Origin of the sequence: Dyella psychrodurans, assembly GCF_003363265.1 — a bacterium.
GTDB classification, from domain to species: domain Bacteria; phylum Pseudomonadota; class Gammaproteobacteria; order Xanthomonadales; family Rhodanobacteraceae; genus Dyella_B; species Dyella_B psychrodurans.
The window spans coordinates 1-14,387 of sequence record NZ_QRBF01000010.1 but is presented as its reverse complement, the minus strand read 5'-3'; the positions used below and the strand labels follow the sequence as shown (position 1 = coordinate 14,387).

The 14,387-nt window shown below is 60.9% G+C and carries 13 protein-coding genes and 1 tRNA gene; 12 read left to right on the top strand and 2 right to left on the bottom strand.

Features of this window, described 5'->3' with window-relative positions; genetic code table 11:
- The first annotated feature begins 28 nt into the window (after positions 1-28).
- The 3 genes from csrA to prpE all read left to right on the top strand — a co-directional run bounded on the left by csrA (position 29) and on the right by prpE (position 2,461).
- Positions 29-235, top strand: coding sequence for a carbon storage regulator CsrA (gene csrA / locus DWU99_RS19345; RefSeq protein WP_115479737.1), 207 nt, complete (start codon positions 29-31; stop codon positions 233-235).
- Positions 236-303: 68 nt separating this feature from the next.
- Positions 304-396, top strand: a tRNA-Ser gene (locus DWU99_RS19340).
- A 175-nt stretch (positions 397-571) separates the two neighbouring features.
- Positions 572-2,461, top strand: a complete 1,890-nt coding sequence (prpE, locus tag DWU99_RS19335; RefSeq protein ID WP_115479736.1) for a propionate--CoA ligase — start codon at positions 572-574, stop codon at positions 2,459-2,461.
- 12 nt (positions 2,462-2,473) lie between these two features.
- On the opposite strand, the gene DWU99_RS19330 is transcribed toward prpE, so the two are convergent.
- Positions 2,474-3,691 (bottom strand): citrate synthase family protein, encoded by a 1,218-nt coding sequence (locus DWU99_RS19330; protein ID WP_115479735.1) that lies wholly within the window; start codon positions 3,689-3,691, stop codon positions 2,474-2,476.
- Between the two features lie 88 nt (positions 3,692-3,779).
- Between DWU99_RS19330 and DWU99_RS19325 the strand changes: the two genes are divergently transcribed.
- From DWU99_RS19325 to DWU99_RS19290, 8 genes are all read left to right on the top strand, one after another.
- Positions 3,780-4,916, top strand: coding sequence for a DUF2332 domain-containing protein (locus DWU99_RS19325; RefSeq protein ID WP_115479734.1), 1,137 nt, complete (start codon positions 3,780-3,782; stop codon positions 4,914-4,916).
- Positions 4,913-5,803: a methylisocitrate lyase gene (prpB, locus tag DWU99_RS19320; protein WP_115479733.1), complete on the top strand. Its 891-nt coding sequence runs from the start codon at positions 4,913-4,915 to the stop codon at positions 5,801-5,803. Before DWU99_RS19325 ends, prpB begins: the two co-directional genes overlap by 4 nt.
- A gap of 73 nt (positions 5,804-5,876) precedes the next feature.
- Positions 5,877-7,028 carry a bifunctional 2-methylcitrate synthase/citrate synthase gene (gene prpC, locus DWU99_RS19315; protein ID WP_115479732.1) on the top strand — a complete coding sequence of 384 codons (1,152 nt, stop codon included), beginning with the start codon at positions 5,877-5,879 and terminating at the stop codon, positions 7,026-7,028.
- Positions 7,029-7,648: 620 nt separating this feature from the next.
- Entirely contained in the window at positions 7,649-8,392 is a 744-nt protein-coding gene (locus tag DWU99_RS19310; RefSeq protein ID WP_199535871.1) for a hypothetical protein, read from the top strand.
- Positions 8,393-8,519: 127 nt separating this feature from the next.
- Positions 8,520-8,933, top strand: coding sequence for a hypothetical protein (locus DWU99_RS21275; protein ID WP_233511222.1), 414 nt, complete (start codon positions 8,520-8,522; stop codon positions 8,931-8,933).
- The gene (locus DWU99_RS19300; protein WP_115479730.1) at positions 8,930-9,622 is read left to right on the top strand and encodes a C39 family peptidase; all 693 of its coding nucleotides are present in this window, start codon (positions 8,930-8,932) and stop codon (positions 9,620-9,622) included. Before DWU99_RS21275 ends, DWU99_RS19300 begins: the two co-directional genes overlap by 4 nt.
- A gap of 8 nt (positions 9,623-9,630) precedes the next feature.
- On the top strand, positions 9,631-10,173 hold the full coding sequence (locus DWU99_RS19295; RefSeq protein WP_115479729.1) for a hypothetical protein: 543 nt from the start codon (positions 9,631-9,633) through the stop codon (positions 10,171-10,173).
- Positions 10,174-10,206: 33 nt separating this feature from the next.
- Positions 10,207-11,607, top strand: coding sequence for a coiled-coil domain-containing protein (locus tag DWU99_RS19290; RefSeq protein ID WP_199535870.1), 1,401 nt, complete (start codon positions 10,207-10,209; stop codon positions 11,605-11,607).
- Positions 11,608-11,647: 40 nt separating this feature from the next.
- On the opposite strand, the gene DWU99_RS19285 is transcribed toward DWU99_RS19290, so the two are convergent.
- Complete coding sequence (locus DWU99_RS19285) at positions 11,648-12,319, bottom strand: TerC family protein (RefSeq protein ID WP_115479728.1); 672 nt, start codon at positions 12,317-12,319, stop codon at positions 11,648-11,650.
- A gap of 302 nt (positions 12,320-12,621) precedes the next feature.
- Here DWU99_RS19285 and DWU99_RS19280 point away from each other — a divergent pair, with 302 nt between their 5' ends.
- Entirely contained in the window at positions 12,622-14,073 is a 1,452-nt protein-coding gene (locus tag DWU99_RS19280; protein ID WP_115479727.1) for a bifunctional 2-methylcitrate dehydratase/aconitate hydratase, read from the top strand.
- Positions 14,074-14,387: the final 314 nt, after the last annotated feature.

Genomic DNA, 14,387 nt, shown 5'->3' with positions numbered 1-14,387 from the left:
ACCACAAGCATTAAATGGAGTAGCAGCTATGTTGATTCTGACCCGCAGGGTCGGTGAAACCCTGATGATCGGCGACGAGGTGACCGTTACCGTTCTCGGCGTGAAAGGCAACCAGGTTCGCATTGGCATCAATGCGCCCAAGAACGTGGCCGTGCACCGCGAAGAAATCTACCAGCGCATCAAAGGCGAGAACGAGAGCGAAGGCGGCTCCTCAGGTGAATCGGGCGCGCATTAACCGCCTCTTTACCTAGAGGGTCATGCCCGGTATCCTTGCCGGCTCCGTGACGCCACGGAAGCAAATGTGGAGAGATGCCCGAGAGGCCGAAGGGGCTCCCCTGCTAAGGGAGTATAGGGTCAAAAGCCTTATCGAGGGTTCGAATCCCTCTCTCTCCGCCACCCAAGAAAAGCGCCCCTCGTGGGCGTTTTTTGTTTCCGTGTGGATGAGCGGCGACGACGATATCCGCACTGAAATTATCGTGCCTTGGATAATGTCCTCGACAGGCATTGCCCACTCCCGGCGACCGGACACCTGCACTAGAGTCTTGGCGAGAGCGAGCGAGTGAGGTGAGCCATGCGCTACGAGGACTTTTACCGGCAATCGATCGAGCAGCCGGAGTTGTTCTGGTGCGAACAGGCGCGGCGCATCCATTGGGATACGCCTCCGCAAAAAATCCTCGATCAGTCGCATCCGCCATTTCGCCGCTGGTTCGTCGGCGGCACGACCAATCTCTGCTTCAACGCGGTCGATCGACATCTCGACGAACGCGGCGACCAAGTGGCGCTGGTGGCGGTTTCCACGGAAACAGGTACGGCACGCGAGCTGAGCTATCGCGAACTTCATCGCGAAGTGAATGCATTCGCCGCGGTGCTGAAGTCCCTGGGCGTCGGCAAAGGCGATCGAGTCGTTATATACATGCCTAATATCGCCGAGGCCGTGTTCGCCATGCTGGCGTGCGCGCGTATGGGGGCGATTCACTCGGTGGTGTTCGGGGGCTTCGCTGCGCACAACCTTGCCTTGCGTATCGACGATGCTCAGCCGAAGCTGCTGATCGCCGCCGATGCCGGCATGCGCGGCGGCAAAGTGATTCCGTACAAGCCGATGGTCGATGCAGCGCTCGAAGAGTCGCATAGCCCGCCATCGCAGGTGCTGATCGTGGACCGCAAGCTGGACCCGCAAATGACCCGCGTGGATGGCCGCGACCTCGACTACGCGACGCTGCGTGCACGGCATATCGACGACATCGTGCCGGTGGTGTGGCTGGAATCGAACGAACCCAGCTATCTGCTTTACACCTCCGGCACCACGGGCAAACCGAAAGGCATACAGCGCGATGTGGGTGGCTATGCCGTCGCGATGGCGTTGTCGATCACCACGATTTTCGATATCGCGCCGGGCCAGGTGATGTTCACCGCCTCCGACATCGGTTGGGCAGTGGGGCATTCCTACATCGTGTACGCACCGCTGATCGGCGGCGCGACCGTGGTGATGTACGAAGGATTGCCCACGCGTCCCGATCCTGGCGTGTGGTGGTCGTTATGCGAGCGCTACGGTGTGCGGACGATGTTTTCATCGCCTACCGCGATTCGCATGTTGAAAAGGCAGGATCCGTCCTGGCTGAAGAAATACGATCTTTCAAAGCTCAAGTGGCTTTTCCTTGCCGGCGAGCCTCTCGATGAACCCACTGCGCAGTGGATCACCGATGGGCTCGGAGTGCCGGTCATCGACAATTACTGGCAGACAGAAACGGGGTGGCCTGCGATTACGCTGATGCCTGGCCTTGACCTCAAGCCGGTGAAGTTCGGCTCGCCCGGGCTGCCGTCGCCTGGCTACCGCATGAAAGTCATCGACGACGCGACGGGCGCGGAAGCGGCGCCGGGCGAGAAAGGTGTGCTCGTCTTCGAGCTGCCGTTGCCACCCGGATGCCTGAGCACGGTGTGGCACGACGATGCGCGTTATCTCCACAGTTACTTCGGCCATTTCGGCGAGCAGGTCTACAGCTCGCTCGACTGGGCCATCCGTGATGCGGATGGTTACTTCACGATCCTGGGCCGCACGGACGATGTCATCAACGTCGCGGGTCATCGCCTCGGCACGCGCGAAATCGAAGAAGCCGTCGCCACGCACGCCGCCGTGGCGGAAGCCGCGGTAATTGGCGTGCAGGACGAACTCAAGGGACAGGTGCCGGTGGTCTTCGCCACACTCAAGCAAGGCGTGACCGATGCGCCCGCCGTGGTGGCGCATGCCATGCAAGTGCGCGTAACCGATCAACTCGGCGCGCTGGCACGCCCTGCGCGCATCTATCTGGTGAACGCCTTGCCCAAGACGCGCTCCGGCAAGCTGCTGCGCCGGTCGCTGCAGGCGCTGGTGCAGAATGCGGATCCAGGAGATCTCTCGACGTTGGATGATCCCGCTGCGCTCGATGAAGTACGTCGCGCGTTGCAACGCGGTCCGGATACATGATGCGCCGATGACTCAGTCTTCCCGCACAGGCATGCGACCGACATAACTGGCGCGCGGACGAATCAGGCTGCCGCTTTCCTGCTGCTCCAGCGCGTGCGCCAGCCAGCCGGCCATGCGTCCGGCTGCGAATATCGCCAGCGCTGCATTGGCATCGAGTTCATAGGCCGACGCAATGGCCGCGAGCGCAAAATCCAGGTTGGGACGCTGGCCGCACTGCGTCTGCACCAATTCGATGAGATGCAGGATGCGGCGAAGCTGCGCCGATTGCGGATGCATGGCACCCAGCTTCTCAAGCAACATCGCACCGCGAGGATCGCCCTCGTTGTAAAGCGGATGGCCGAGTCCCGGCAGAATATCCCCGCGGCGCAGGCGTTCGCGCAGTTTCTCCGACGGATGGCGTTCGTGCAGCATGTCCTGGATGAAAGCATGTGCACGCGCCACCGCGCCGCCGTGATGCGGGCCGGACAGTGTCGCCAGGCCCGCGCAGACGGCCACATGCAGACTGGCACCCGTGGATGCGGCCACCCGTGTTGCAAACGAGGATGCATTGAGTTCGTGGTCCGCACAGAGCACCAAAGCGCAGCGCACCAGCTCGGAAAGATGCGCATCTTCGATCTGCCAGTTCGTCACCATCAATTGATGGATGGGACGCGGGTCTGGATGGGCACCGCATAACAACGCTGCGGTTTCACGCAGTAGCAGCGCAGCGTAGTCGCGGCGATGACGCGGATCGGCGCTGTGCGTATGAGGTGCATCGAGCGCAAGCAGCGGCAGTGCTGCTGTCGTGCGTTCAAGCGGCGGTATGTCGGGTTGGCGCAGCAGTGATGAAATCGCCTCGGGCCAGGTGTGCGCTGGCGTTACCGCAAACGGATCGTGGTCGCCGCAATCCCACAAAAGCCGAGCGACGTCTTCCAATGTCGCGCCGGACTCGGCCAGCGCGATGGCCGACACGCCGCGGTAGTAGTGCCCGTGCGGGCGGATCAGCGAAATGCGCGTCTCGAGCACCGGCAAACCCCAGGCGAGGCTGTGCGCGGCCGCCTGCACGGCGCCTCGTCCGGCCTGGCGGCGTTCGATCAGCTGGTCGATGTCGTTGGCGCTGTATTCGCGGCTGCGCCCATCCGTGCCAGCGCGCGAATCGATGCGTCCGCGGCTTACGTACGCGTAGAGCGTGGCAAGGCTGACGCCTAGCCGTGAGGCAGCTTCCTGGGCGGAAAGGTAATCGGTGCGCATGGCCGATATATTGATCCTTTTAATCAAGATTGATCAATATATTTTCGCGTGACACAGTGACGTCCTACGGATTCATCCCGGTATCCCCATGGCCACAGTCGAATCGGTATGCGATGCGTTTGCCTGGCAGGCGCGCTACTGCGACGCGCACGGTTCGCCATTCACTGCACGCTTGCTGCGTGGCCTGGCGCAAGCCATCCAGGAAGGCGAGCCCGCGTTGCGCGCCGTGGCGTCGTGGGCTGGCGGTCCATTGCCGGATGTGTTGGCGTTGCGCGTGGCCGGAGCGTTGCACGCGCTGGTGCTCGATGGGTGCGTGCCGGACCTGGCGCGTTGCTATCCGGGCGGCGATCGCGAAGGCGACGCATCCGCGCTTCGGCATGCCGCTATCGCCGCGCTGGCATCGCATTCCGATGTGTTGGCGGCGTATCTGTCCACACCGCCGCAGACCAACGAAGTAGGGCGCTCGGCCGTGTTGTTCGGCGGTTTCATGGTCATCGGCGAATACACGGGATTGCCGCTGCGCCTGTTCGAACTTGGCGCGAGTGCCGGGTTGAACATGAACTGGGATCGCTATCGTTATCGGCTCGGCGATTACGTCACGGGCGATACGTCGAGTGCGCTTGAGTTGGCACCGACATGGCATGGCGAGCCACCCCCGCTGCTGCCGATGAATGTGGCATCGCGCGCTGCATGCGACCGCTCGCCCATCGACATCACGGATGTTTCGCAACGGCAGCGTTTGCGCGCTTACGTATGGCCCGATCAGACGGCGCGCCTGCGGCAGTTGGACAGTGCGCTGGCGATTGCCGCGCAACGCCCGGTCCATGTTGAGCAAGCCGACGCCGATCTCTGGATCGAGCGCATACTCGCAGCTCCCCTGCCTGCCGGCGTGGCAACGGTGGTCTATCACACGATCTTTTGGACCTATCTCCCGGCCGAAACCCAGGCGCGGATCGAGTCGGCGATTCGACAGGCCGGCCAAAACGCCACACCCGAAGCGCCGTTGGCATGGCTGCGTTTCGAGAGCGAGGAGTTGCAGAACCGTCAACGGCTGCGGCTGAGCCTGTGGCCCGGCCCGCAAAGACTGCACTTGGCCGACGCGCAGGCGCATGGCAGCGAGGTTTTCTGGCACGCCGCCGCGTTGAACGACCTTTCCCTTACTGCGCCGCGACATCGCCATGGCGGCACATCACTTACAATTCATCGTTTCGGAGAACCAAGATGACCCAGCTCGACTCCGCCGGCAGCCGCTTCCGCGCCGCACTCGCCGCCGAAAAACCCCTGCAGGTGATCGGTGCCATCAATGCCAACCATGCGCTGTTGGCCAAGCGCGCGGGTTACCGCGCGATCTACCTGTCGGGCGGTGGCGTGGCCGCCGGCTCGCTCGGCATGCCGGACCTGGGCATCAACACGCTCGACGACGTGCTGACCGACGTGCGGCGCATCACCGACGTGTGCGACCTGCCGCTGATGGCGGACATCGACACCGGCTTCGGTCCCAGCGCCTTCAACATTGCGCGTACCGTGAAGAGCCTGATCAAGTTCGGCGCGGCTGCATGTCATATCGAAGACCAGGTCGGCGCCAAGCGTTGCGGTCATCGTCCCGGCAAGGAAATCGTGCCGGCAGGCGAAATGGCTGATCGCGTGAAGGCGGCAGCCGATGCGAAGACCGATTCGAATTTCTTCCTCATCGCGCGCACCGACGCCATCGCGGTGGAAGGCGTGGATGCCGCCATCGAGCGCGCGATCGCCTGCGTCGAAGCCGGCGCCGATGGCATCTTCGCCGAGGCTGCCTACGATCTGCCGACCTATCGTCGTTTCGTCGACGCCGTGAAAGTGCCGGTGCTGGCCAATATCACCGAGTTCGGCCAGACCCCGCTATTCAGCGTCGACGAACTGCGCACCGCGGGTGTGGGCATCGTGCTGTATCCGCTCTCGGCGTTCCGCGCCATGAACAAGGCGGCGGAGACGGTTTACCAGTCCATTCGCCGCGACGGGCATCAACGCAATGTCGTGGACATGATGCAGACGCGCGAAGAGCTTTACGACCGCATTGGCTATTACGACTACGAGAAAAAACTCGACACGCTGTTCGCCAACAACAAGAAGTAAGACTTAAATTCCAACTCGACCGCAAACGCAAAATGTGGCCGTGAATGACGTATCGCACCCTGGAGCACTACCGATGAGCGAGCAATCCGCAACCGCCCCCAAGCCGAAGAAATCCGTCGCCCTGTCCGGCGTGACCGCGGGCAACACCGCGCTGTGCACGGTCGGCCGCAGCGGCAACGACCTGCATTACCGCGGCTATGACATTCACGATCTGGCGGCAAAGGGCTGCTTCGAGGAAGTGGCCTATTTGTTGGTGCACGGCGTGTTGCCGAACTGGGCGGAACTCAATGCCTATCGCGCCAAGCTCAAGCGCCTGCGCGGCCTGCCCGCTCCCGTGAAGAGCGCGCTGGAACTGCTGCCCGCCGCCACGCATCCGATGGACGTGATGCGTACCGGCTGCTCGGTGCTGGGTACGGTCCTTCCGGAAAAGGAAGATCACAACGTGACCGGTGCGCGCGATATCGCCGACCGTTTGATGGCCAGCTTCGGTTCCATGCTGCTGTACTGGTACCACTTCAGCCACAACGGCAAGCGCATCGAAACCGAAACCGACGACGAATCGATCGCTGCGCACTTCCTGCACTTGCTGCACGGCAAGAAGTCGAGCGAGCTGTGCGCGAACTCGCTGGATCGCTCGCTGGTGCTGTACGCCGAGCACGAATTCAACGCATCCACCTTCACCGCGCGCGTGATCGCGGGTACCGGTTCGGATATGTATTCGGCCATCACCGGCGCCATCGGCGCATTGCGCGGTCCCAAGCATGGCGGCGCCAACGAAGTAGCGATGGACATCATCGCCCGCTATCGCAGCGCGGCCGAGGCGGAAGCGGATATCCGCGCCCGTGTGGAGCGCAAGGAAATCATCATCGGCTTCGGCCACCCGGTTTACACCGTATCCGATCCGCGCAACGTGATCATCAAGGAAATCTCGCGCAAGCTGTGCGCCGAAGGCGGTAATCCCAATTTGTTCGATGTCTCCGAGCGCATCGAAAAGGTGATGTGGGAATTGAAGAAGATGTTCCCCAATCTCGACTGGTACTCGGCCAGTGCCTACCACATGATGGGCGTGCCGACGGCCATGTTCACGCCGCTGTTCGTCATCGCGCGGACGTCGGGATGGAGTGCGCACGTCATCGAGCAACGCGAAGACGGCAAGATCATTCGCCCGAGCGCCAACTACATCGGACCGGAAGATCGCACTTACGTGCCGATCGAAAAGCGCTGATAAAACGCGTTTCACGAGCAAGAGAAAAAGGGGCTTCGGCCCCTTTTTCATACATGTTTTTCACGAAACGTTCGCTTTATAGCGTGCCACGCGTGCATAAGCAGTGTTGCATCTCTGATACATCGTGAAACACAGGGGCATTTCGCCGGAATCGCTATTCCTAAAGCGCATATCGGCGCGTGAACGTTTGAAAATGCATTCGCTGAATGGGAGGTGTTGCATTCGTGCATCACTTTATGACTCAACGATGCCTTGGCGTTTTCGCCGGTTGTCCGCAATCGACTGATTTCATTGCATGTTGTTGGCCCCTTTTCGAGCCCATCCTGCTGGCATGCACCTTGCCACATGTAGGAGCTACACCAGCAAAACAGGGGGTCATCGCATTCCGGTTTCCGGGAGGAATCAACATGCGCAAGACTCTAATTTTCATGGCAGTGACGCTTGGCTTGGGACTTGCTCTCCCGGCTATGGCAGATAACAACTCTCACCAGAACAATGGAAACTCAGGGACCATAACGAGCTCAAACACCAACTCATCCACGGACTCGAGTACTCACTCCAAGACCGTCACAAAGGCCTATAGCGAAAGCGGCAACGACAACAGCGTGACAAGTGACGGCATGGGAACTGCAGCCGCCAACAATGGTGGCACCGCAACCTCCACGGTCAGTGATGCATTCAATACCAGCAATGCGATCGCAACGACCAACCTCAACGGCTACGTCAGCAATGTCCAGGTTTACGGCATTGGCAACAGCGCGACCGATAACGGCAACGCGAGTGGCGGAAGAGGCGGCAAGGGCGGCGCAGGCCTCGGTGGCATAGCAGTGGAAGGCGGCGGCGGATCGGGTGGCAGCGGCGGCAACGCTTATGCACACAGCGGCAAGGCCGGTGGTTCGCTGTCCAACAGCGGCGGCGCATTTGCGGGAAGCGGTGCGAACGAAGATGGCGCATCGGGTTCTGGCGGCAACGCCAAGGCCGGTGGCGGCAGTGGGACCGCGGATGCCGGTTCGGGTACAGGCACGGGCGGTACCGCAACAGCTGGCGCAGCATCGTCGACGACCGGCAGCAGCACCTCGAGCGGCGGAACCAGCGGCACAGTAGCGAGTGCTGGCGGTGAAGGCGGTGCAGGCGGCGCGGGCGGCATGGCGACTGGCGGCGCAGGCTCAGGTGGTGCAGGTGGTAGCGGCGGAGCAGGTGGAAGCACCGATGCCAATGCTGGCACGTTCGACATGTCCAACACGATGGATAGCACCGCGGCAGCGGCGGCTGGCATCACGACCATTGCTCAGAACAGCGGCGCAGCCGCGTTGATCCAGCAGGGCGTGACAGTTCAAGCCAACCTGAACGTGGGCGGCCATTGAGTAGCGACTGATCGGCAAAAGTGGAGCACGCATCGCTCCACTTTTGCTATGCAAGCCGGCCGGCTGTTTCGTGCAACCGGCCGGCACACGGTCGTATTCGATGCGCCAACGCGATCGGAGTCGTGCCATGTCTCTTGTAAGAGCAGTAGCAGGTGTGACGTTGTCGTGTGTGGCGGGATTGTCGGGTTTTGTGTTTGCAGCAGACGCACCCGGCAACACCACAAACACTCAGCAGGGAAGTCGCGCGCCGGCGCCCGCGAACGCACAGCCGGTCTATATCGATGGATTCGGTCAAGCGGTAAGTGCCGGCACGTTGGGGCATTACAGCGGCGGTAACGGCAATATCTCAGTGCAAGCCGGCATTCAAACGATGACCGGAACGGTTTCCAATGACACCGCCACGAATGTCACGACGGGAGCTAACACGATCTCGGGAGATTCGTTCTCCAATGCATCGGGGTTGCCTTCGGTGATCCAGAACACCGGCAACAATGTGCTGATTCAAAGCGGCGTTATCGTCAACGTGCAGATGAAACCATGAGGCGACTGCTGCCGACGCTTGCTTTCGTCGCGCTGTGCATCGCGCTGCCGACGAGCGTGCGCGCCGGCACGATGGCGTTGAACGACAATGCGGGGCAGACCTACACGTTGCACATATTGACGTTGAAGGAAGTGAAGTTCCGCAACACGATCCACCAGAAATACGATTTCAGCTGCGGCTCGGCGGCCGTGGCGACCTTGTTGACCTACCAGTACGACTATCCGGTCAACGAACAGGTCGTATTCGAGCAGATGTACGCGCATGGCGACCGCAACAAGATCAACAAAGAAGGTTTTTCGCTGCTGGATATCAAGCTCTATCTGGAAAGCATCGGCTTCGACGCCGACGGTTTTCGCGCATCTCTCGATCAGCTCCAGAAGGCCAATCTTCCGGCGATCGTGCTGATCCAGGATCGCGGCTATCACCATTTTGTGGTGATCAAGGGGATTCGCTATGGGCGCGTTCTGGTGGGCGACCCCGCGCGAGGTACGCGGGCGATCCCGCTGGATCGCTTCAACCAGTTATGGACGAATGGGTTGGTGTTCGTGATCCACAACCGGCGCCAGTTCGCGCACTTCAATACTGATGGCGATTGGCATAACGCACCCATCGCGCCGTTGGGTATCGGTATCGATCGGCGGGGGTTGGACACGATCACCATGTCGAAATACGGGCCGGGCGACATATGAGGTGGATCATGTCCCTCGCACACGTTCTCTCGCGCCTGGCATTGCTTGGCGCATGTCTGGCATGCGCCGCTGTCGTGCATGCGCAATCGTCGCCTGCATCCGATCAGCCGACCGCAGCCGCGCACCGCATCGCAGATCTCGGCTATCCGGTTCCCTTCGAAAAGCTTGCTGCCGTGCGCGGCGGTTTCGATCTGGGAGACGGCCTGGAAGTATCGTTCGGCATTGAGCGCGCGGTCTACATCAACGGCGATCTGGTGACGTACAGCAGCGTCAACATTCCCGATGTCGCTCATATCACCACGCAGCAGGCGACAGCACTCGCCTCGGCACTCGGCACGGTCAATGTCGTGCAAGACGGCCCTGGCAATACCTTCGATCCTTCGTCGATGGGGCAGACCGCCGCGGCGACGGTCATCCAGAACACGCTGAACAACCAGACGATCCGAAGTCTTACAACGTTGAACGTGTCGGTGAACACGCTCAATGCATTCCGTGGTCAAGGACTGCAGCAAGCCTTGCAAGCAGTGCAAGTGCAAGCGCTGGGCCACTGAGGGCGCAAGACGAGGTCTTATCGGAGAGCCGACATGAATAAGAAGGATCGGGATGGCGGGATGGAACGAAAGCGCACACCTTTGGCGTGCGCGATCGGCTGTGCGTGTTTCATGTTCTCGTATGGCGCGTTGTTTGCGCAGGACGCGTCAGCGCCGGCATCCAGCACGGGTAGCGTGCCTTCTCCTGAAATAAGGCAGCGTTTGCAGGAGCAGGACGCGCGCATCGAAGCCATGCGCAGCCAGATCGACGCACTCCAGCACCAACTCGCCGAGCAAGAGGCCGACTACAAAGCCCTTCGGCACGCCGTCGGCATGGATGTGCTGGATAAGCAGCGCGGCGGCAATATCGCTGTAGCGGGCGCCAACGCCACTGCGTTGCCGATGCCGTCGCCGGATATGTCGGCAGATCAGCAGGCGGCACAGCCGCAGACGGCGACGCCCAGTACGCCGGTAGGACAGGCGCCTCCCCAGAATTCTCGGCCGCCTGAGGTGGCTCCGATCTTTCAGCAACCTGGCGTGCTGACCCCCAAGGGAAAATTCGTCATCGAGCCGGCTTACCAGTTTGGCTATTCGACGGCGGATCGTGTCGCATTGGTGGGTTACACGATCATTCCGGCCATCTTGATCGGGTTGATCGATGTTCGACAGGTTCGCGACACGACGCAGACTGCGATTCTGACAGGGCGTTACGGCATCACCAATCGACTGGAAGTAGAAGTGCGCGTGCCTTACGTCGATACGCACGACGACACCGTGAGCCGCGCAGTGCTGACGGGTTCGGCGGTAAACAGTGTTTTCAGTTCCAGCGGCAAAGGATTGGGTGATATCGAGGCAACGGCGCGTTACCAGATCAACGATGGCGGCGCGGACAAGGCGTACTACATAGGCTGGTTTCGCTTCAAAACACACACAGGTACCGATCCGTTCCAAGTCGTGACCGATTGCGTGACGCGTTGCGTGCAGAACCTCACCGGTACAGGCTTGCCCGTGCAGCAACCCACGGGTACGGGCTTTTATACCTTGCAACCTGGTGTCACTTGGTTGTTCCCGTCTGACCCGGTCGTGTTTTTCGGCAACCTGAGTTATCTCTACAACATTGAACGACACAATGTTTACGAGCACATCCTGCTGGGCGGTACGCAATTCCTCGGCAACGTGAAGATGGGCAACGAGGCGGATGTCAGTATCGGCATGGGCATGGCGCTGAACGACAAGGCGTCGCTCAGTATCGGCTACGACCAGACATTTATCGGCACGACTTACGAGAGTGGCCAGAAGTTGCCGGGTTCAACCAAGGTGTGGCTGGGGACGCTGCTGATCGGCGGCTCGTATCGCTTCAATGAGAAGCGCACGTTGAACTTCACGCTTGGCGTGGGTGTGACGCGCGATACGCCGGACGCGACGGTAACGATTCGTGTGCCGATGATGTACTGACGGAAAATTGAGCGCGAGTGCTGCTGCGTCGGTTCTTTTCTCAAGTGGCGCACGTGCGTCGATTAAGCAACCAACGCCCGCCGCAGATGACGACGACCAGTGTCACTTCCAAAACATGTTTCATCCATCCATGCGCCGTGAACCAATTCAGCCACAGTCTTTCGTGACTGATCATGCGGCCCGCTGTCCACGCAATAGCCGCCGCGCCGGCATAGACGATGATCGGAAAACGTTCGATCAACTTCAGGATCAGCGTCGAACCCCACACCACCAGCGGGATGCTGATCAACAAGCCGACGACGACCAAGCCCGTATGACCTTTCGCAGCACCGGCGATGGCCAGCACGTTGTCCAGGCCCATCAAGGCATCGGCCACCACGATCATGCGCAGTGCGGCCCAGAAGTTGGCGGCAGGCGCCATGTTTTGAGTTTCGGCGGGATCGGGCTTCAGAAGATTCCATGCGATCGGCAGCAGCAACAGGCCACCCACCAGCATCAATCCTGGGAAAGTGAGCAGGTAAACCACCAACACCGTAAGCACGATGCGCACGGCAACGGCACCGAAGGTGCCCCAGAACACCGCCCGGTTCTGCAGCGAGCGGGGAAGGTTGCGGGCAGCGAGAGCGATGACGATGGCGTTGTCGCCGGCAAGCACCAGGTCCAGCAGGACGATGGTAAGCAGATCCGATAGCAAATGAGTGGGGAGAATCATGCAGTGTCCTTGGCGCGCCGGACTCAAGCAATGACGACGGACGCGCGCGGCCCGTTGTCATCGCAAAAGTCTCGTTCGAAGCACTTGCCACCGCGGTGCCCGGAGCGAAGCCTCGCTCGTGATGACGAACGCCGCGCGGATGCGGCATGGCCGCGTCCGGAACTACTCCCCTTTGGGATGATTCGGGGGCATTTTCGACAGGGGCGGGGCAGGCGGTCAAGGCGCCTCTTCGTGCGTAGACGGGCTCTCACAGCGGGGAAGGCCGGATACAATGGGCGTTTTCCCTACATCGAGACCCTGCCATGAGCGCGCACGATATCCGTTCCGCCAAGCGTCCTGACCCCGATCAGCCGCTGGTCGACATCGCCAACTACGTTGCCGATTACACGATCGATTCGACCGAAGCGTACGACACTGCGCGCTATATGCTGCTCGATTCGCTGGGTACGTCCATGCTGGCGATGAAGTTTCCGGAATGCGTAAAGCACCTCGGGCCGTTGGTTCCCGGCGCAACGCTGCCGGGCGGTGCACGCGTGCCGGGTACCAGCCATGAGCTGGATCCGGTGCAGGCTGCGTTTGCGATCGGTACGCAGATCCGTTGGCTGGACTTCAACGACACCTGGCTGGCCGCCGAGTGGGGCCATCCGTCGGACAACCTCGGCGCCATCCTCGCCGTGGCCGATTACCTCAGCCGCAAGGCCGAGCGCGAAGGCGGCAAGCCGCTGACCGTGCGCGATGTGCTCGCCTATGCCATCAAAGCCCATGAAATCCAGGGCTGCTACGCGCTGCTCAACAGCTTCAATCGCGTCGGCCAGGACCACGTGATCCTGGTGCGCCTTGCTTCCACGGCGGTCGCCACGGCCATGCTGGGAGGCAACAAGGAGCAGATCACCACGGCCGTCTCGCACAGCTGGATCGACAACGGCGCACTGCGTACTTACCGTCACGCCCCGAACACCGGGCCGCGCAAGAGCTGGGCTGCCGGCGACGCGTGCCGCCGCGCCGTCACTCACGCGATCAATGCCGTCTACCGTGGGGTGGTTGGTTATCCCTCGGCGCTGTCGGCGAAGACCTGGGGTTATTACGACGTCGCCTTCAAGGGCAATGCTTTCCAGTTCGAGCGGCCGTTCGGCAGCTACGTGATGGAAAACGTGCTGTTCAAGATCAGCTTCCCGGCCGAATTCCATGCGCAGACCGCCGTGGAGTGCGCCATGAAGCTGCACGGTCAGGTTGCCGGCAAGCTCGATCAGATCGAGAAGGTGGTGCTCGAAACCCAGGAAGCGGGTTGCCGCATCATCGACAAGACCGGCCCGCTCGCCAACTACGCAGACCGCGACCATTGCATCCAGTACATGGTGGCCGTCCCGTTGATCTTCGGCCGCCTCACCGCCGATGACTACAACGACGACGTCGCCGCCGATCCGCGCATCGACGCCCTGCGCGAAAAGATGGTGGTGGCGGAAAACCCGCAATTCACCAAGGACTATTTCGACCCCGACAAGCGCTACATCGGCAACTCGGTGCAGGTGTTTTTCAAGGACGGCACCAGCACCGAAAAGGTGTCCATCGATTACCCGATCGGCCACCGCAAGCGTCGGGCGGAGGGTATCCCCGTACTGCTCAAGAAGTTCGAGGCTGCCATGCGCGGGCATTTGCCTGCCAACCGGGTCAAGGCGATTCTGGAAGCCACGGCCGACCCGGCCAAACTGGACGCCATGCCCATTCAGGCGTTCCTGGGTCTCTTCACGCTGTAAAGACAGCGTGAGCAGAGAATTTAGGATGAATTAGAGTCGATTTTGCAAAACATTTAGTTTTTGTTAAACTCGATTATGCAGGGTGCACGTTCATCGCAGGGAATTTCGCGGTTCGTACAGGGCCGCGAAATAACGAAAAGCGATTTTCATTCTTGGCGGGATGAATGCCCTAAATCATTAAGAAGAGGAGACATCTGATGAAGCATAAGGGCCTATATTTTCTGATCGCTCTTGCCCTGGGCGGCGTGGGTGCCGTTCACGCGCAGGACAACACTGCCGCCCCGGCAGCTCCGGCATCCAGCAGCTCAAGCAGC